The sequence below is a fragment of the Streptococcus hyointestinalis genome (assembly GCF_041225505.1).
GTDB classification, from domain to species: Bacteria; Bacillota; Bacilli; order Lactobacillales; family Streptococcaceae; genus Streptococcus; species Streptococcus hyointestinalis_B.
The window spans coordinates 35,230-52,658 of the sequence record NZ_JBCLSK010000003.1 but is presented as its reverse complement, the minus strand read 5'-3'; the positions used below and the strand labels follow the sequence as shown (position 1 = coordinate 52,658).

The window sequence follows — 17,429 nt, the reverse complement described above, 5'->3', positions numbered from 1 at the left end:
TAGAGCTATGGCAAAATTAGCGATTATAAGTGATTTACATATTGACCTCAATCACTTTGGACGGTTTGAAATTGAAAGCTTAAAAGAGCTGCTAATAGAAGAACAGGTCGAACACCTACATCTAGCAGGCGATATCGCCAATGATTTTCACCAAACGGCGCTGCCTTTTATCAGAGAGCTGCAAAAACATCTCACCGTTACCTATAATCTAGGCAATCACGATATGCTCCGTCTAAAGGAGAAAGAAATCGAGCAGTTGGATTTTCAGCTCTATGATCTTGGGCAAAAGCAACTGCTGGCTTTTCACGGTTGGTATGACTACTCCTTTAACGATAGCGATAGCTTAGAGGCGATTGTCAAACGCAAAAAGATATTTTGGTTTGACCGTAGACTGGAGCGTCCTTTTGATGACCAAACGCTAACCGAGCAGACTCTAAAAAAGCTGGAGACGAACTTGCAAGCACTCGATGGGAAAAATGTCATCGTCGCTATGCACTTTGTCCCTCACAGACGCTTTATCATGACCCATGAACGCTTCAAGCCTTTCAATAGCTTTCTAGGCAGTCAGGCTTTTCACGAGGTATTTCAGCAGTATGGGGTCAGTGACGTGGTCTTTGGGCATGCGCATAGGAGATACGGTACGGTAGCTTTAGACGGGGTGACCTATCACTCCCATCCTCTGGGTTACAAGCGTGAGTGGCAACTGAGTATCGACTTTGTCCAAAAGCACCCAGAGTACAACCCCACAAACACTTGGAATTTAGCTAAACGCTACAATGCTATCAAAGACCTAACTAGCTTTAAAACTTACCATAAGCAGCACTTCAAAGAGGAATTGCGACAAGCTATGACCGTGTTTGAACTGTAAAATCGGACATAAATCACTAAAAATAGAGGTTAAGAACATTTGTCTCAACCTCTTTGTGTTTAGAATTTTAGTTTTGCTAATTTTTCTTTGGCGCTGTTTTTGAGTTCTTCAATTTTAGCTTTGTGGGCTGCTTTGCGCTCTACTTTGAGCTGTGCTTTAGCTTGGTTTTGTAGGTCGGCTTGAACCTTGGCTGCCGCTTTAATCTCAGTAGCTACTGTTGCAATATCCCAGCGCAAGATTTGTGTGTCGTATTTGGCAAAGTAATTATCTAGGACATACTCATCATTTTCCTGCACGAGGGCGACGACCGCTGTCTCTCCGGCAAGGAGTTTTTTGGCTACGACATCAATCAAACCCGCTTCTGCTGTATCAACAGCATCGCCAGCTGCTAGTCCATAAAGACTACCTGCGCTATAGCCCAAGACCAAACCGAGTGGACCCGCCAAAAGCCCCACAAGACCACCGATAAGCCCACCTTCTAAAGCTTTGTTAGTTGTTGAATCTTCAAAGTCAAAGCGATCTTTTTCAACGATATGCCCAGCTTCATTTTTCACTAAGGCAATTTGAGCGATTTTAGTGCGCTCACTTTGCTTGAAGGACTTTAGCTCAGTAAAGACTTGATAAGCTTCGCTTTCGGTTTTAAAAATAATAACGATTACATTTTCCATAAATTCTTCCTCCTTTTTATAGGCTCATTGTACAAATAAAATGGATTTTTGTCAACGTTTTAGACACCAGACAGCTACATTTCTAGCGGGGCAAGAAAACTCTCCAAAGCCGTCCTCATCGATGATGACCTCGCTACTGTCAGGATTTATCTGGTCAGAAAAACTCTGTCCAGCGTAGTCCTTGCCAACGTACATACGCTTACTTGTGATTTGGTGGTTATTGAGGACAACCGCAATTGGAGCACTCGTTTCACTACCAAGGCGCACCCAAGCAATGCAATTTTTCTCGTCAAAATAATCCACCTGCTCACCATAGGCAAAGTCACGTCGGATGCGCAACAAAGTCTCCAAAACAGCCTTGAAGCTAGCTTGCCCATGCGTTCCAGAAACACCGTGATAATCACCGTAAAAGACACAAGGCAGACCATCTTTGCGTAGTAAAATCGTCGCATAAGCAAGTGGCTTAAACCAATCTGCCACAACGGACTCCAAGGCTTGACCACTTTGTGTGTCATGATTTTCCACAAAAGTCACCGCCTTATCGGGATAATATTTGACTAAGGTCTCATCAAAGAGTTGGCGCAGGTCATACTTTTCCCCCACAAGCCCCGCTTCAAAAAAGTTGTAATGCAGACGGGTATCAATCAGGTCAAAGCGAAAATAGATATTTTCCAAATAATGCCGATTGTCCTCCAACTCACCGTTCCAATACTCACCAAAGACGTAAAAGTCCTCGCCGTAGCGCTCCTTGATACGGCGAATAAAATGATTCATGAAAAAGGAATCAATATGCTTGACAGCGTCCAGTCGAAAGCCCTCAACACCAGTGGTATCAATATACCAACGTGCCCAATCCCGCAGATTTTGCACGACCTCTGGGTGCTTAAAGTCAAGGTCAGCATACATGAGATAATCGTAGTTGCCATTTTCCTTATCCACTAAATCGCCTAGCGCCCAGCCTTTATTATCCCCTTGGATTTGGTAAATACCACTGCGGTTGCGCCTAGCGTCATAATCCGTCCCTGTAAAATGATACCAGTGCCAATCAAAATCATTGTATGTTTTGTTGCGCCCTGGAAAGGTAAACTGTGTCCAGCCCTCAATCTCAAAAGGCTCTGTCAAAACCTTGGTGCGGTCCTCGCTGTCCACCTCCACAACCGTGAAAGTCTCAAGCGCATCGGCACTCGCTTTATGATTTAAGACAACATCGGCAATTGGCGAAATACCATTTTCTTTTAGCGTTTGGATGAGTTTTAGATACTCGTCTTTAAAACCGTATTTGGTGCGGACAGTGCCTTTTTGGTCAAACTCTCCTAGGTCAAACAAATCATAGATACCATAGCCCACATCGTGGTCGCTCGTTGCCTTATAGGCTGGCGGTAGCCACATTTTCGTGATACCTAGCTCCGCAAAATGAGGCGCTTCCTCTGTGAGTCGCAACCAATGCTTGCCGTCAGCTTTTAAGTACCACTCAAAGCCCTGCAATAATGTCTCGTTTGTCATAAATGCCCTCTCTTCTAAATGGCTTTGTCTTCATTTTTGTTTTATTATAACACATTACGCAACCGATTGCACAACATTTGTGAATATTTTAAAACCACTCGTCTAAAGAGTGGTTTTAGCTTTATAAATAATACACCTCATCACAGACCTGCGCCATCAGCTCCACATCATGGCTGATGATGAGAATAGCCTTGCCAGCTTCTTTGAGCTGGGTGACTTGAGCCACGAAGGCTTGGAGCTGGTCGCCATCTATGTTGCTGGTCGGCTCATCAAAGATAAAGACCGACTTATCCGACAAGAGACTGGCTGCAATCATGAGCCGCTGCTGCTCACCGCCTGACAGCGTCTGCGGATGACGCTCAAGTAACTCTAGCAAGCCTAGACTGGCGAGCAGGTCTTTTGGCAGGTCTTTTCTTTTTTGTCCCAAGTTCAGTTCTTCTTTTACACTGGCAGTGGAGAGTTGCAGGCGCACATCTTGCAAGACTAGGCTGACCAACTTTAGCCTGTCTTTTGGCTTCATAGTCGAACCTTGCCAAGTGACTTGCCCCTGCTTTTCCCTCTTAGCACCTGCTAGAATTTGCGCCAAGGTGGACTTACCTCGTCCGTTAGGTCCCATCAAGCCTAGAACCCTACCACAAGTGATGGATAAGGACGGCAACATGCGTGAGCCATCTGGAAACAGCGCTAAGTCCTTAACTAGCAAATCTGACGACTGACCAGATGACCTATCCTGACTTTTTTGCTCAAGGAGGGCTTGACTAGCAGACAAGTCCAATTGGCGTAAGCCTAGCTGCTTTCTGTCTTGAGTTGACAGTGCTTGTAGCTGACTTGGTGACCAATCGTAGAGCAGTTTGCCCTTGTCCACATAAAACACACGGTCAGTTAAGTCCAAAAGATTCGCCAGCATGTGCTCTGCAATGAGAAGTGTCTTGCCAGCTTTTTTCAGCTTGGTGATTTGCGAGCGCAACTGAGCGATACTGGCTGCGTCCAAATGACTAGTCGGCTCGTCTAAGATAATGACAGGCGTGTCCTGCATGACCGTAAGAGCCATTGCTAGACGCTGCTGCTCACCACCTGACAGCGCCAAGCAATCATGCTCCAGCAAGTGTGTCAGGTCAAAGGCAGCTGCCACTTGTGTTAGACGCTTTTGGATAAGCTCAGCTGGCAATCCTTGATTTTCCGCTGGAAAGACCAGCTCATGCTTGACTTTTTGGTGGAAAAATTGACGAGCTGGCTCTTGAAAGGTACTGGCTACTTGACAGGCAAAATCTGCCGTTGTCTCTTGTCCAGCCCTACAATTACCGACCTCAACAGCCTCTACCAAATGCAAATGACTCTCCTCATCTGGCAGTAGCCCACTTAGAAGCCGTAAAAAAGTCGACTTGCCAGCACCAGAGCGCCCTGTCACTAATACACACTCACCAGAAGAAATAGACACGTCTGTCACTTGAAAAGCAGGATTTTTCGCATCAGCATAGGTGAGGGCGACATTTTTCAATGAAATCTGAGGATGACCCAGAGACTGCTCAGTAGATAGCATAGGCAAAAACTCCAATCTAAAGCGCCAAAACGCTGAGGATAGGCTGTGCTGACCTTTTTCTCTAGTGCTAAACCCTTGGTCATGACAGCTGTGGTCAAGTCCTCTGCTTGAGCTAAAAGCGTAAAGAGCAAAGGCACGATGAAGGTAGCTGACATAGCAGTGAGGGTAGCGCAGATAGTCCCAAAGACTGGTAAAACAGCCCCGTAGGCGTAAGTTTCGGTGTAGTTGGCGGCTAGTTTGCCCAATCATGGGCAGAAAACGCAGACACACCGCCAAGGTCAAGAGCAGACTCTCTGGCAGGTGCCATTTTCTAAGACCGTGCACGAGGTCGTAGCTGGTCGTCGTGCTGAGAAGAAGCCCGCCCGCCATAAAACTAGGGAGCAACCATCTGGTACCCACCAACAAAATCGCAAGACCGTCTGGCAAACTCACATTGCCAAAGTCCGCATAGACGAGGCTAAGAAGAAAAATCATCAGATAAACCAGCGCCTTCTTCCACTGTCCGTAGCTGATTTGGAGCATTAGGAGACTAGCAAGAAGTGCGTATTCTAGCGGTCCTGTGACATTGTAGAGAAAGAGCAGGTTGCAAAAGAAAAGACAAAGGATTTTAGTTCTGACATCAAGCGCCATTAGCCACCTTTTCTGTGAAGTGCTTCTTGGTCAAACGTTGCCCTAGCCAGCCACCAATCAGAGCACAGATAACGATAAAGCCTGCTAAGTAAAGGACATTCCCCAGAGTGGAATCCACCATGACCTTCTTGACATAAGCCATGTCCTTGCCACGCTCAAGGAGCTTTTGGATATAGGCGTCACGCATGAACCACATGAGAAAAATAGGACCTAGATTGCCAAAAGAAAAGATGACGTATGACCAGAGATTGCGCCACTGGCTCTTGTAGTTACCAGATCTTGCTAGAAGGTCTGCTAGAAAACCGCAGATAAGACTGGGGAAAAAGGACAGGATAAAATGCCCCGATAGGAAGAAAAAAACTGCCATGATAGCGCCCATAAGAAGCACCGCACCGAACTTTTGCACCTTAGCAATAAGGAGCATATAAACCACACCGCAAATCAGTGCAGCAACCGCTGGCGCTTCGACCATGTTTGCCGAGCGAAAGATAAGAACAGCTAATAGCGTCACCAGTCCCACACCGATACAGTAGAGGGCAGACAGGGCGCCTGTAAGAATCATGTCTTTAACAGTGAGTTGTTTCATGAAAACCTCGCTTTAGTGTTTGAGTAGGAGTTGACCAGCCTCGACCTTATAGACGGTATCTGCTGACGCAACCGTTGACGCACGATGGCTGATGAGAAAGACAGTGCCTGTGAAGTGGGTCTTGATTATCTGGATAAAGGCAGCCTCGCTAAGGGCGTCCAAATTGCTGGTTGGCTCGTCAAAGATATAGACTTGGGCTTGTTTGAGCAGGGCACGCATGAGCTCCAAGCGCTGACGCTCACCCGCTGAAAACTGGCTTGGGCTGATGACTGTGTCCAGCCCATTTTCAGCCGCTTTCAAGCGTCTTGTCATGCCACATTTATCCGCCACTAGCCAGATGTCCTCATCTGTGATGGCTGGGTTTGACAAGACCAGATTTTCCCTGATGGTTTGATTGAAAATCTGCGCTGTCTGTGGCACATAGGCAAAGTGCGCTTGCAAACCCTGTCTATCGAGCTTGTGGATGTCTGTCCCAGCTAATGTAAGACTGCCAGACGTCACATCGTACCAACGCATGATGAGCTTGACCAGCGTTGACTTACCAGCCCCAGACTGTCCGACGATTCCATAAATGATAGGCTGGTCAAAGTCAGCTGATACCTTGTCAAGAACTAGCTGACTGCGCTTGTCATAGGCAAAGCTGACCCCGTCTAAAGTGATAGGTGTCACCTCATCCTGCACAGCCATGCCAGTCGCAGCTGGTTCAGCTTCGTCTAAGAGCTCAAAGACATGACGTCCTGCATTCATAGCACGTTTAAAACCAAGCGGCAAACGGCTGAGCTCCAAAAACGGAGCAAAAGAAGCTGAGAAAGCGACAATCATAACAACAGCGTCTGATAGCTCTACTCCGCCATCCTGCGCACTCATTAAGCTAACCACAGCCACCAGCAAAATGGATAAGCCCACAACCAAGAAGGTCCAAGCCTGCTGCATAAAGTTGGCTTGCGCCACCTCACGCTCCAGCTGATTGACCTGCTGGCTCTCTGTCTGCAAGTGCTCGAAAACAGCTGCTGTTTTTTGGTATTGTACCAAGTCGGCTGCTCCACGCAGACTTTCTAAAAAGTCGCTCGTATAAGCTTTTCTGACCTGACTTTGCTTAGAGAGCTTGGGTGTCAAGACCTTGGCAAAAAGAATAGGCAAGACTACCGCAAGCAGCAGATAAGTGAGAAGAGCCACCCCCGAATTGAGAAGGGAATATTGTCCCAGATAGACTAGCATGATAAGCGCTGTGATGACAGCTGTGCCGATAGGTGCTAAGGTATGAGCAAAGAAAACCTCCAAAGCCTCAATATCCTCACCAATCAGCTTAATCAGCTGACCGCTGTCAGTCCGATCGAGCGTGCTAGGTGCCAAGCGGCGCAATTTGTCAAAGACTAGATTTCTAAAATCCGCCAAGGTATGGAAAGCCACCCAGTGTCCAAAATAGTGCTCCCCGTAGCGAAAGAGCCCACGCAAAAGCGCAAAAACAAGGAGAATGACAAGGCTAGTAAGCTCTGGTTTCTCTCCAGCTAGCGCTGCAAAGGTCAGTCTGACGAGTAGCACGGGGATAGCCACTGTCATGACAAAGCCCAGCACCGCAAAGATAATCGCTAGACCAATGGCTGGCAAACGGTGCTTCATCACAGCCAAAAGCCGTGGAATCAGTTGTCTAGTTGACTGTGTTTCCATTAAAAACCGCCCTTTCTAAGTTGGCTTGCGTATCGACCAAGTCCTTGAAACTCGCCACAGTCTCGTACAGAACCTCTGGACTGTCAAGATGGCTGTCCAGCTCATCTAGGTGAAGCACACGAGGCTCATTAATGACCTGCGCCATCTTGTGCGTGATGATGATGACCATAGCGTCTCTTGACACCAGATGGATAAGGTCATAAATAGCACGCTCATTGTCCCTGTCCACGCTTGAGGTCATCTCGTCAAAAATATAGAGACTGCGCTTAGCTAGAACCCCACGTGCACAGAGAATTTGCTGGCGCTGACCTTGCGAGAGGTTGCGCCCATTTTCACCGACAAGAGTATCAATGCCTTCTGGCAAATCATGGATGAACTGAAGAACGCCGTGCTTGTCTGCCCAAGCTAGCACTTCCTCCCTCGTCATGGAACGCCCCATGACCAGATTGTCATAAATGCTCTGGTTAAAGAGATAACTCTCGCTTGAGACGTAAACCACTTCTGTGGCGATGGTTGACTTGTCAAGACTAGAGATAGCAAGGTCGCCTAGGTAAATCTCACCACTACTTGCTGTTAAACGTCCTGTCAATAAACCAGCAAGGGTCGTCTTGCCCTGTCCGGACTGCCCAGCAATAGCTAGTACCTGTCCCTTTTCTAGGGTCAGGTCAAGCCCTGACAACACTGTCTTGTCGTCTGTGTAGGCAAAAGAAAGATTTTCTACCGTCAAGCGTGAAAAGGCTGGCAGAGTCTTGCCCTCTCTGTCATCATCCTTTTTGACATTATCTAAGAAAGTAAAAATGCGGTCTGCCATCTTGGTGTTCATCATGACCAAGTGCATGCCGTAGCCCATCTCACGAATAGGTGCAAAAAACTCGGTCGCAATGAGGATAAAGAAAATCATGGTGAAAAGACTAATCTGACCAGAGAGGAGCTGTGCCACCGCCACAAAGCCCGACAAGCCAACACCCAAATACATGACCGCATCCATATAACCCACCGACTGCAGCTGAAAACGTAGCAGCAACATAGTTGCCTGCCTAAAATCCTCTGCCTGTGTGGCAAAATCCTTGGCGTACTTGTCATCCGCTTGATAAGCATAAAGCGTATTGAGCCCAGACAAATCGTCCATAAAGCGATTACCCACATCCATATAAGACCCCCAGTAGCGGTTCATGATATGGCGAGAGCGCTTTTGCATGAGAATGATAGAAATGGGAATCAAGGGCAGGCACAATACAAAAATAGCGCCACCCAGCGGATAGAGAAAAGTGACTAAAAGCAAGACCGTCGCACAGTTAAAGTAAGTTCGCAAGAACAGATTGAGGTAGTGACCATAGTAAGTGTCCAGACTGTCAATCCCTTGTGCGGCAACCGTCAGCACGTCCGTTACACTCGTTTGGCCCTCAAACTGAGCGGACTTGGCCTGAAAAGCATCAAAAAACTGGGTTTTGAGCTGGTTTCTGGCATACTGTGAGGCTAGACCTTGCAAATTTTTAGCGAAACTTGCGACTACAAAGCCGATAAGATTGAGCCCTAAAATAGCTAGGATAAAGAAAATCCAGTTGAGCTGGTCAAAGCCCCGCTCAAAGCCTATCGCCACATAGTAGGCGATGAGTGCAAAACTTGCCACCCGCATGAGAAACTGTATCCAAGATAGGATAGCTGATCTATAAATCAAGCGCTGCTTGGCTGAAACTTGCTCTTTGAGCCGTTTCAAGAGCGCTTTTTTACGTTCACGTGATATTTTTTTGGGCTGTGAATCCGCCATGATAACCTCCTTTTTGACAATAGTATCCTTTACATTGTAAACTTTTTCACCAAAATTGTCTACACAATTTTCAGAAAAGCGGCTTTTGTTAAGCAAACTAGAATCAATACAAAAAAAGAAGCTAAGCAAGCTTAACTTCTTTCGTTTGATTAGATGGCTTTTTTGTCCTGTCCAGTAGCACGTTGGATGGCTTTGACGATCTCCACAAGCACTACCATGAGGAGACTTCCAACAATAACAGCTCCCCATTGGGTCAGAGAGAGTTGAGACACGTGGAAGAACTCGTTAAATCCAGGAATGGCAATGGTTGCCATCAATAGCACAAAAGCGATAGGAATTGCCCAGTTAAAGAGTTTGTTCTTAAAGAGTCCAACGGTAAAGATAGACTGGTAGACAGACTTGACGTTAAAGGCATGGACCAGCTGGATAAGACCAAGTGTCGCATAAGCCATAGTCAAGGCGTCCTCGTGGATAGCATGGTTATTACCAGCGTGCTCTGGGAAGAGCAATGCCCAACCGTAAACGCCAAGGACAAGCAGCGTCTGGAAGATACCTTGATAGATGATAGCCCCCATGACACCACCTGAGAAGAAGCTGGACTTGCGCCCACGAGGTTTGTGTTTCATAACACCAGGCTCAGCTGGCTCTACCCCAAGGGCAATGGCTGGCAGAGTATCTGTCACAAGGTTAATCCAAAGCAAATGCACTGGCTCCAACACATCCCAGCCAAACAAGGTCGCAAAGAAGATAGTAAAGACCTCTGCCATGTTGGCTGAAAGGAGATATTGGATGGATTTTTGGATGTTTGAGAAGACTTTGCGTCCTTCCTCGACAGCTACGATGATGGTTGCAAAGTTATCATCAGCCAGCACCATATCAGAAGCTCCTTTAGACACTTCTGTCCCCGTAATTCCCATACCGATACCGATGTCAGCTGTCTTGAGAGATGGAGCGTCATTGACACCGTCACCAGTCATGGCAACGACCTTGCCGTCATTTTGCCAAGCCTTAACGATACGTACCTTGTGTTCTGGTGACACACGGGCATAGACAGAGTATTGCTTAAAGACTTTTTGGAAGTCCTCATCGCTCAACTCATCCAACTCAGCACCAGTAAAGACATGGTCTTCAGTGTCATTAGGGTCAATGATACCAAGACGCTTAGCAATAGCTTCAGCGGTATCTTGATGATCCCCTGTAATCATGATTGGGCGGATACCCGCTTCTTTTGCGACTTTAACGGCTTGCGCAGCTTCTGGACGCTCTGGGTCAATCATACCGACAAGACCTGTAAAGATAAGGTCTTGCTCAACAGTTTCAGATGAGATGTCCTCTGGCAACTCGTCAATAATCTTATAAGCACCTGCTAGGACACGCAGCGCTTGGTGCGCCATAGCGGAGTTATTTTCTGCGATAAGTTCTGTGATGTCTTGTGTGATTGGAGCAATATCGCCAGCATTGTCACGTGTCGTACAGCGTTTTAGAAGCTGGTCTGGAGCTCCTTTTACGGCAACCAGATATTGTCCATTTGGCAATTGGTGAATAGTTGACATGAGCTTACGCTCTGAGTCAAACGGCACCTCTGCTATACGAGGGTAAGCCTCAAGATAAGCCTTAACATCATAGCCCTTGTCAAGTACAAACTGGATAAAGGCAGTCTCTGTTGGGTCACCTATGAGCTTGCCTTCTTGGTCAATCTTGGTGTCATTTGCCAATACAACTGAACGCAACAGCGGCAAGTCAAGTCCTAGAGCGATAGCTTCATCAGCCTCGTGCAAACTACCGTCATAAAAGACCTTCTCAACCGTCATCTGGTTCATGGTCAATGTCCCAGTCTTGTCTGATGCGATAATCTCTGTCGAACCAAGCGTCTCAACAGCTGGCAGTTTACGAACGATAGCATTACGCTTAGCAAGGGTCTGTGTACCAAGTGAGAGGACAACCGTCACGATAGCAGGAAGCCCCTCTGGAATAGCTGCAACCGCAAGAGCAACTGCTGTCATCAAGCCAGCAAGCGGCGCTTCACCACGCAGGAAAACACCAACCGCAAAGGTAATGGCTGCAATGATGATAACCACGTAAGTCAGCACTTTTGAGAGCTGATTGAGGTTTTGTTTGAGCGGTGTATCGGTCTCATCAGCACTTGCTAGCATACCAGCGATGTGTCCCACCTCGGTGTACATACCAGTGTTGGTAACAACCCCAAGGCCTCGTCCATAAGTGACGTTTGAGTTTTGATAAGCCATATTGAGACGATCCCCAATCCCAGCGTCAGCAGTGACCTCGGCGTCTGCTTCCTTTTCAACAGGAACAGACTCACCAGTCAGCGCTGCTTCTTCGATTTTGAGCGAAGCTGTTTCTAAAAGACGCATATCAGCTGGGACAACGTCCCCTGCCTCAAGTAAAACAATATCACCTGGCACCAAGTCTTTTGAGTCCACTTCGACTACATGCCCATCACGACGCACACGAGCAAGGGGGCTAGACATGTTTTTTAGTGCCTCAATGGCAGCTTCAGCTTGCCCTTCCTGATAGACACCAAAGGCAGCGTTTAAGACCACAACGGTCAAGATGATGATAGCGTCTGTCACACCCTCACCACCTGAGGTAATGACAGATAAGACTGCCGCTACCAGCAAGATGATAATCATCAAATCTTTGAACTGGTCTAAAAATTTCGCTACAAGAGAGCGCTTCTCTCCTTCTTCTAGCTCATTATGCCCATAAACGTCTAAGCGTGACTTAGCTTCTTGCGAGGTGAGCCCGTCAATATTAGACTCAACAGCTTCTAGCACGTCTTTTTGACTCTGGGTATAAAAGCTTGCTTTCTTTTGTTCTTTTGACAAAATCCTATTCCTCCATTTATATTTTCCACAGGGCTACAAAAAAGAGACCTGTTTTCAAAAACAAGTCTCGCTGTTTAAGACATAGCCGGAAATTTCTTTCGTAATGACGACCATGCCACAATGCTTCTAAACCACAGACCCAAAAGTCTAGCAAGCACCGTCTGCTACTCCCTTGATATGAGGTCTATTATACCAAATTTCACCCCAACAAACAAGAAAAGCGACGTTTCTTTTTGGAAAACTTAGCCCCAAGAAAGGCTGAGGCGATAAGAAGCAAAGCTAGCGCCGTTTTCCTGTGTCAGCTTGTAGTGAATAGTCAGCTTTTGCTTGTCCATATCGAGGTGATAATACTCAGTCGCTGTCGCTAAACGCTGGATACCAAGAGGTGTTGGAATCATGACAAGCGCTGGCTCTTTGTGGTGAAAGCGCATGACCGACTTAGGGCTAGAAAAGCGGGTCATCACCATAGACTCGTGGTTAAATTTCACCACTACTTTTTCCTTTTCTTCGTTGTGGTAGGTCAGATAGGCAAAATCGCCCTTTTGGATAAAGTCACAGCTGTGCACCTCATGGATAAGCTCTGTCTGGTCTCCAAGATTGATTTCATTATTCAGTGTTAATTGCATGTTTCATTGTCCCTTCTACTTTCTAAATTGTAACAATTTCTGATGAAAGTTGCAATTTTTGCTATAATAAAAGCTATGAATGAAAAAGTCTTTCGTGATCCGATTCACAACTATATCCACGTTAATCACAAAGTCATCTACGATCTTATCAATACCAGCGAATTTCAGCGCCTGCGCCGTATTAAGCAAGTACCGACAACAGCCTTTACCTTTCACGGAGCTGAGCACAGTCGCTTTTCCCATTGCCTAGGCGTCTATGAAATCGCAAGGCAAGTCATTAGCATTTTTGAGCAAGATTATAAAGACATCTGGAATAGCGACGAGAGTCTCCTTGTTATGGTGGCTGCGCTCTTACATGATGTGGGGCACGGTGCTTATTCGCACACTTTTGAGCGTCTCTTTGAGACTGACCATGAGCGCTACACACAGGAAATCATCACTAGCCCGGAAACGCAGATAAATGCTATTTTACGCCAAATGGCACCTGATTTCCCAGACAAGGTGGCTAGCGTCATCAACCACACTTACCCAAATAAACAGGTGGTTGAGCTCATCTCAAGCCAAATCGACTGTGACCGCATGGACTATCTGCTACGAGACTCTTATTACACCGCCGCTCACTACGGGCAGTTTGACCTTACCCGCATTTTACGTGTCATTCGTCCTATCGAAAACGGCATTGCTTTTGCTAGAAATGGTATGCACGCTGTTGAGGACTACATCGTCAGTCGTTTTCAGATGTATATGCAGGTCTATTTCCACCCTGCTAGCCGAGCTATGGAGTTGCTCTTACAGCAACTGCTAAAGCGTGCCAAAGAGCTCTATCAAGAACAGCCTAGCTTTTTTGAGCAGACGTCACCGCATCTGCTGCCTTTTTTCAAGAAAGAACAGACCTTAGCAGATTATTTGGCGCTTGATGACGGTGTGATGAACACCTACTTTCAGTCTTGGATACACTCAAGCGACGTTATCCTATCCGACCTTGCTAGCCGTTTTATCAACCGTAAGGTCTTTAAGTCTATGACTTTTGACGAAAAGGATGAGGACAAGCTGGAAGTGCTTCGCAAGTACATTTCTCAAGTGGGCTTTGATCCCAACTACTACACGGGTATTCATGTCAATTTTGATTTGCCCTATGATATTTACCGCCCTGAAAAGGCTGAGCCTAGAACGCAGATTGAGATTTTGCAAAAGGATGGCAGTCTAGCAGAGCTCTCTACTCTCTCACCTATTGTGCGTTCCATTTCTGGGGAGACATATGGCGACCGCAGGTTTTATTTTCCAAAGGAAATGCTATCTGAGGATGACTTGTTTGCTGACATCAAGCAGAGCTTTCAAGCGCACCTCAACAACGACCATTTCATAGGTAACTAACAGGCACACCATGACAAAGCTGCTTTTTTTTAGTAATATAGTAGTTGAGTGTTTAAAAATATCAGAAAGAGAGGTCATTTATGTCTATCAAACTCGTAGCTGTTGATATCGATGGCACCTTGTTAAACAATAAAAAAGAAATCACACCTGAGATTTTTGCAGCCGTTCAGGAAGCCAAAAAACAAGGGGTTAAGGTCGTGATTGCGACAGGACGTCCTATCGCAGGCGTTGAGGGCTTGCTAGAAGAGCTCAACCTCAAAGACCACGGCGACTATGTCATTACCTTTAACGGTGGTTTGGTGCAAGATACCGCAAATGGTGAGACTATTGTATCCGAAGAGCTTAGCTATGACGACTACATCGACCTAGAGTTTCTCAGTAGAAAGCTCGGTGTCCACATGCACGCTATCACAAAAGAGGGGATCTACACGGCTAACCGCAACATCGGTAAATACACTGTCCATGAGTCTAGTCTGGTCAATATGCCGATTTTTTACCGCACACCTGAAGAGATGGCAGATAAAGCCATTATCAAGATGATGTTCATCGATGAGCCAGAGATTTTGGACGCTGCTATTGCCAAGATTCCTGAGCAATATCACGAACGCTTCAATCTGGTCAAATCAACACCATTTTATCTAGAGTTGCTCCCTAAAACCGTCAGCAAGGGTAATGCGCTTCTCCATTTGGCTGAAAAGATGGGCTTAGACAAAGAGCAAACAATGGCTATCGGTGACGAGGAAAATGACCGTGCTATGCTTGAGGTTGTCGGCAACCCTGTTGTCATGGAAAACGGCAACCCGGAGCTGAAAAAAATCGCCAAATACATCACAAAATCAAACGAAGAAAGCGGCGTGGCGCACGCTCTTAGAGAGTGGGTGCTTGACTAATGTATTCTTACAAAACTGGACTCCCTGCCAAAGAGCACGACGACTTTGTCAAAGCCTCAAACCAGACCAACCTGCTTCAAAGCTCAAGCTGGGCAAAGATCAAGGACAATTGGGAAAATGAGCGTATCGGCTTTTACAAGGATGATGTCTTGGTCGCAAGCGCTAGCATTCTCATCAAGCCTCTGCCACTTGGCTTTACCATGCTCTACATCCCACGTGGACCTATCATGGACTATACGGATAAAGAGCTTGTCGCCTTTATCCTAGCGTCCCTAAAAGCCTATGGTAAGACAAAGAAAGCACTCTTTATCAAGTGTGACCCTATGCTGCTTTTGCGTCAAGCCAAGCTTAGTGAGTTTGATTCTGCTAAGGACAAGGAAGAAACGCTTGAGGCTATCAAAAATCTTGAGACTGCTGGGGCAAGCTGGACAGGGCGTACACAAGACTTAGCTGAAACTATTCAACCACGCTTTCAGGCAAATCTCTATGCTGAGAGCTACGACGTGAGCAACTTTGCCAAGAAAACAAGGCAGTCTCTAAGAACCGCTCGCAATAAAGGCGTTGAGGTGCAGTTTGGTAGGAGCGAACTGTTACCTGACTTTGCTGAGCTGATGAAAAAGACCGAGGTACGTAAGGGTATTCATCTGCGTGGCTTAGACTATTATCAAAAACTGCTTGCCACTTATCCAGAAGATTCCTATGTCACTATGGCGACCCTTAATCTGACAAAACGCCTAGAGACGCTGCAAGAACAGTTGGATAAAACGCTAAGCGAGAGGGAAAAATTCACTGAAAAAACACGTCAAAGCAAGGTCACTAATAATCAGCAGACCATTGAGCGCTTAGAAAAGGAAATCGCCTTTCTCTCAGAGAAAAAAGGGACAGTTAAGCGAGATGTTGTCCCACTTGCTGCGACTATATCTCTTGAATTTGGAGATACATCGGAAAATATCTACGCTGGTATGGATGACGACTACAAGACCTATCAACCTGCTATTCTCACATGGTTTGAGACTGCCAGTCACGCCTTTGAGCGCCAAAAGACTTGGCAAAATATGGGTGGCATTGAAAATGGTCTTGACGGTGGACTCTATCAGTTCAAATCAAAATTTGAGCCAACCATAGAGGAGTTTGTCGGAGAGTTCAACCTCCCTGTCAACAAGCCACTCTATGCCCTGTCTAACCTCGCCTACACCATGCGTAAAAAAATAAGGAGTAAACACTAATGACTTTGGAAATTTTAGGGGAACAAGAGTATCAGGATTACTTAGACACTTTGGAGAGCTACTCCACCTTTCAGACGACGCAGATGGCTGCTTTGTTGCAAAAAAGGGGCAATGAGACGACTTACCTTGGCTTGCGTGTAGAGAGAGAGCTTGTTGTTGCAGGGCTTGTCTTTACCCAACCTATGACAGGCGGGCAGCATATGGAGCTGTACTTTGGTCCTAATGTGAAAGACTACGCCTATCTGCAAGATTTCTACCAGCAACTAAGAGATTATGCTAAGGCTAATGGTGTGCTTGAGTTGGTCGTTGACCCCTATGAGAGCTATCAAGAGTTTGACACCAACGGCAACCCTATCAGCGAGCCCGATGAAAAGCAGATCAAAGCACTGACAGACCTTGGCTTTCAGTATGACGGCTTTAAAACAGGCTATACCGACGGACGTTGGCATTATGTCAAAGACTTGTCTGGTCTAACAGCAGACACGCTTCACAAGTCCTTTTCTAAAAAAGGGCGACCGTTGGTCAAAAAAGCCCTCAGCTTTGGTATCAAGGTGCGTCCTTTGACACGAGACGAGCTGCCGCTTTTCAAGGACATTACCTCGTCAACATCTGACCGCCGTAACTACGATGACAAGCCACTGTCTTACTATGAGTATTTCTACGATAGCTTTGGTGACCAAGCAGAGTTTATGGTCGCAACGCTTAATTTCAAGGATTACTTAGAGCACTTATCAGCCGACCAAGACAAGCTGGCTAAGAAAATCGAGAAACTCCAAAAAGATTTGGAGAAAAATCCAAACTCTGAAAAGAAACACAACCAAATCAGAGAGTTTACCAGCCAGTTTGACACTTTCACAGTGCGTAAGGAGGAAGCGCAAGCTTTCATTGATAAGTACGGTGATGAGGATGTCATCCTATCTGGTAGTCTCTTTGTCTACACGCCTGTTGAGGCGATTTACCTCTTTTCAGGCTCTTACACAGAGTTTAACAAGTTTTATGCGCCTGCTATCTTGCAAGACTATGTCATGAAAGAAGCCATCAAGCGCAATATTCCTTTCTACAACTTCTTTGGTATCCAAGGTGTCTTTGACGGCTCTGACGGCGTTTTGCGCTTCAAGCAAAACTTCAACGGCTATATCATTCACCGTCCAGGGCTTTTCCGCTACTATCCAAACCCTACAAAATACAAAGTCATTAGCACCATCAAAAAAGTGCTTAGACGCTAATAACATAAAA

The 17,429-nt window shown here is 46.3% G+C and carries 13 protein-coding genes; 5 read left to right on the top strand and 8 right to left on the bottom strand.

From position 1 onward, the window contains the following. Positions 1–7: 7 nt before the first annotated feature. Entirely contained in the window at positions 8–868 is an 861-nt protein-coding gene (locus AALA56_RS01490; RefSeq protein ID WP_369908437.1) for a metallophosphoesterase, read from the top strand. Positions 869–927: 59 nt separating this feature from the next. On the opposite strand, the gene AALA56_RS01485 is transcribed toward AALA56_RS01490, so the two are convergent. From AALA56_RS01485 to AALA56_RS01450, 8 genes are all read right to left on the bottom strand, one after another. Further along, positions 928–1,536, bottom strand: coding sequence for a DUF1269 domain-containing protein (locus tag AALA56_RS01485; protein WP_369908436.1), 609 nt, complete (start codon positions 1,534–1,536; stop codon positions 928–930). A gap of 51 nt (positions 1,537–1,587) precedes the next feature. Continuing rightward, entirely contained in the window at positions 1,588–3,039 is a 1,452-nt protein-coding gene (locus AALA56_RS01480; RefSeq protein ID WP_369908435.1) for an alpha-amylase, read from the bottom strand. Between the two features lie 121 nt (positions 3,040–3,160). Next, a complete protein-coding gene (locus tag AALA56_RS01475) occupies positions 3,161–5,209 on the bottom strand; it encodes an ATP-binding cassette domain-containing protein (RefSeq protein WP_369908434.1) in 2,049 nt (682 codons plus the stop codon). After that, the gene (locus AALA56_RS01470; RefSeq protein ID WP_369908433.1) at positions 5,199–5,795 is read right to left on the bottom strand and encodes an MptD family putative ECF transporter S component; all 597 of its coding nucleotides are present in this window, start codon (positions 5,793–5,795) and stop codon (positions 5,199–5,201) included. Before AALA56_RS01470 ends, AALA56_RS01475 begins: the two co-directional genes overlap by 11 nt. Before the next feature lie 12 nt (positions 5,796–5,807). Further along, a complete protein-coding gene (locus tag AALA56_RS01465) occupies positions 5,808–7,463 on the bottom strand; it encodes an amino acid ABC transporter ATP-binding/permease protein (RefSeq protein WP_369908432.1) in 1,656 nt (551 codons plus the stop codon). After that, positions 7,444–9,231: an ABC transporter ATP-binding protein/permease gene (locus tag AALA56_RS01460; RefSeq protein WP_369908431.1), complete on the bottom strand. Its 1,788-nt coding sequence runs from the start codon at positions 9,229–9,231 to the stop codon at positions 7,444–7,446. The genes AALA56_RS01465 and AALA56_RS01460 overlap by 20 nt, the downstream gene beginning before the upstream one ends. Positions 9,232–9,380: 149 nt before the next feature. Further along, the gene (locus AALA56_RS01455; protein WP_369908430.1) at positions 9,381–12,077 is read right to left on the bottom strand and encodes a cation-translocating P-type ATPase; all 2,697 of its coding nucleotides are present in this window, start codon (positions 12,075–12,077) and stop codon (positions 9,381–9,383) included. 242 nt (positions 12,078–12,319) lie between these two features. After that, positions 12,320–12,703: a DUF1934 domain-containing protein gene (locus AALA56_RS01450; protein WP_115270230.1), complete on the bottom strand. Its 384-nt coding sequence runs from the start codon at positions 12,701–12,703 to the stop codon at positions 12,320–12,322. Positions 12,704–12,778: 75 nt separating this feature from the next. Here AALA56_RS01450 and AALA56_RS01445 point away from each other — a divergent pair, with 75 nt between their 5' ends. From AALA56_RS01445 to AALA56_RS01430, 4 genes are all read left to right on the top strand, one after another. Next, a complete protein-coding gene (locus tag AALA56_RS01445; RefSeq protein ID WP_369908428.1) occupies positions 12,779–14,077 on the top strand; it encodes an HD domain-containing protein in 1,299 nt (432 codons plus the stop codon). Between the two features lie 80 nt (positions 14,078–14,157). Next, positions 14,158–14,967 (top strand): sugar-phosphatase, encoded by an 810-nt coding sequence (gene yidA / locus AALA56_RS01440; protein ID WP_369908427.1) that lies wholly within the window; start codon positions 14,158–14,160, stop codon positions 14,965–14,967. Then, complete coding sequence (locus AALA56_RS01435) at positions 14,967–16,193, top strand: aminoacyltransferase (protein ID WP_369908426.1); 1,227 nt, start codon at positions 14,967–14,969, stop codon at positions 16,191–16,193. Before yidA ends, AALA56_RS01435 begins: the two co-directional genes overlap by 1 nt. Next, positions 16,193–17,419 (top strand): aminoacyltransferase, encoded by a 1,227-nt coding sequence (locus AALA56_RS01430; protein ID WP_369908425.1) that lies wholly within the window; start codon positions 16,193–16,195, stop codon positions 17,417–17,419. The genes AALA56_RS01435 and AALA56_RS01430 overlap by 1 nt, the downstream gene beginning before the upstream one ends. The last annotated feature ends 10 nt before the right edge of the window (positions 17,420–17,429 follow it).

Coding starts and splice junctions, on each gene's coding strand:
- AALA56_RS01490 (WP_369908437.1), top strand. CDS start 8: ATGGCAAAATTAGCGATTATAAGTGATTTACATATTGACCTCAATCAC.
- AALA56_RS01485 (WP_369908436.1), bottom strand. CDS start 1,536: ATGGAAAATGTAATCGTTATTATTTTTAAAACCGAAAGCGAAGCTTAT.
- AALA56_RS01480 (WP_369908435.1), bottom strand. CDS start 3,039: ATGACAAACGAGACATTATTGCAGGGCTTTGAGTGGTACTTAAAAGCT.
- AALA56_RS01475 (WP_369908434.1), bottom strand. CDS start 5,209: ATGGCGCTTGATGTCAGAACTAAAATCCTTTGTCTTTTCTTTTGCAAC.
- AALA56_RS01470 (WP_369908433.1), bottom strand. CDS start 5,795: ATGAAACAACTCACTGTTAAAGACATGATTCTTACAGGCGCCCTGTCT.
- AALA56_RS01465 (WP_369908432.1), bottom strand. CDS start 7,463: ATGGAAACACAGTCAACTAGACAACTGATTCCACGGCTTTTGGCTGTG.
- AALA56_RS01460 (WP_369908431.1), bottom strand. CDS start 9,231: ATGGCGGATTCACAGCCCAAAAAAATATCACGTGAACGTAAAAAAGCG.
- AALA56_RS01450 (WP_115270230.1), bottom strand. CDS start 12,703: ATGCAATTAACACTGAATAATGAAATCAATCTTGGAGACCAGACAGAG.
- AALA56_RS01445 (WP_369908428.1), top strand. CDS start 12,779: ATGAATGAAAAAGTCTTTCGTGATCCGATTCACAACTATATCCACGTT.
- yidA (WP_369908427.1), top strand. CDS start 14,158: ATGTCTATCAAACTCGTAGCTGTTGATATCGATGGCACCTTGTTAAAC.
- AALA56_RS01435 (WP_369908426.1), top strand. CDS start 14,967: ATGTATTCTTACAAAACTGGACTCCCTGCCAAAGAGCACGACGACTTT.
- AALA56_RS01430 (WP_369908425.1), top strand. CDS start 16,193: ATGACTTTGGAAATTTTAGGGGAACAAGAGTATCAGGATTACTTAGAC.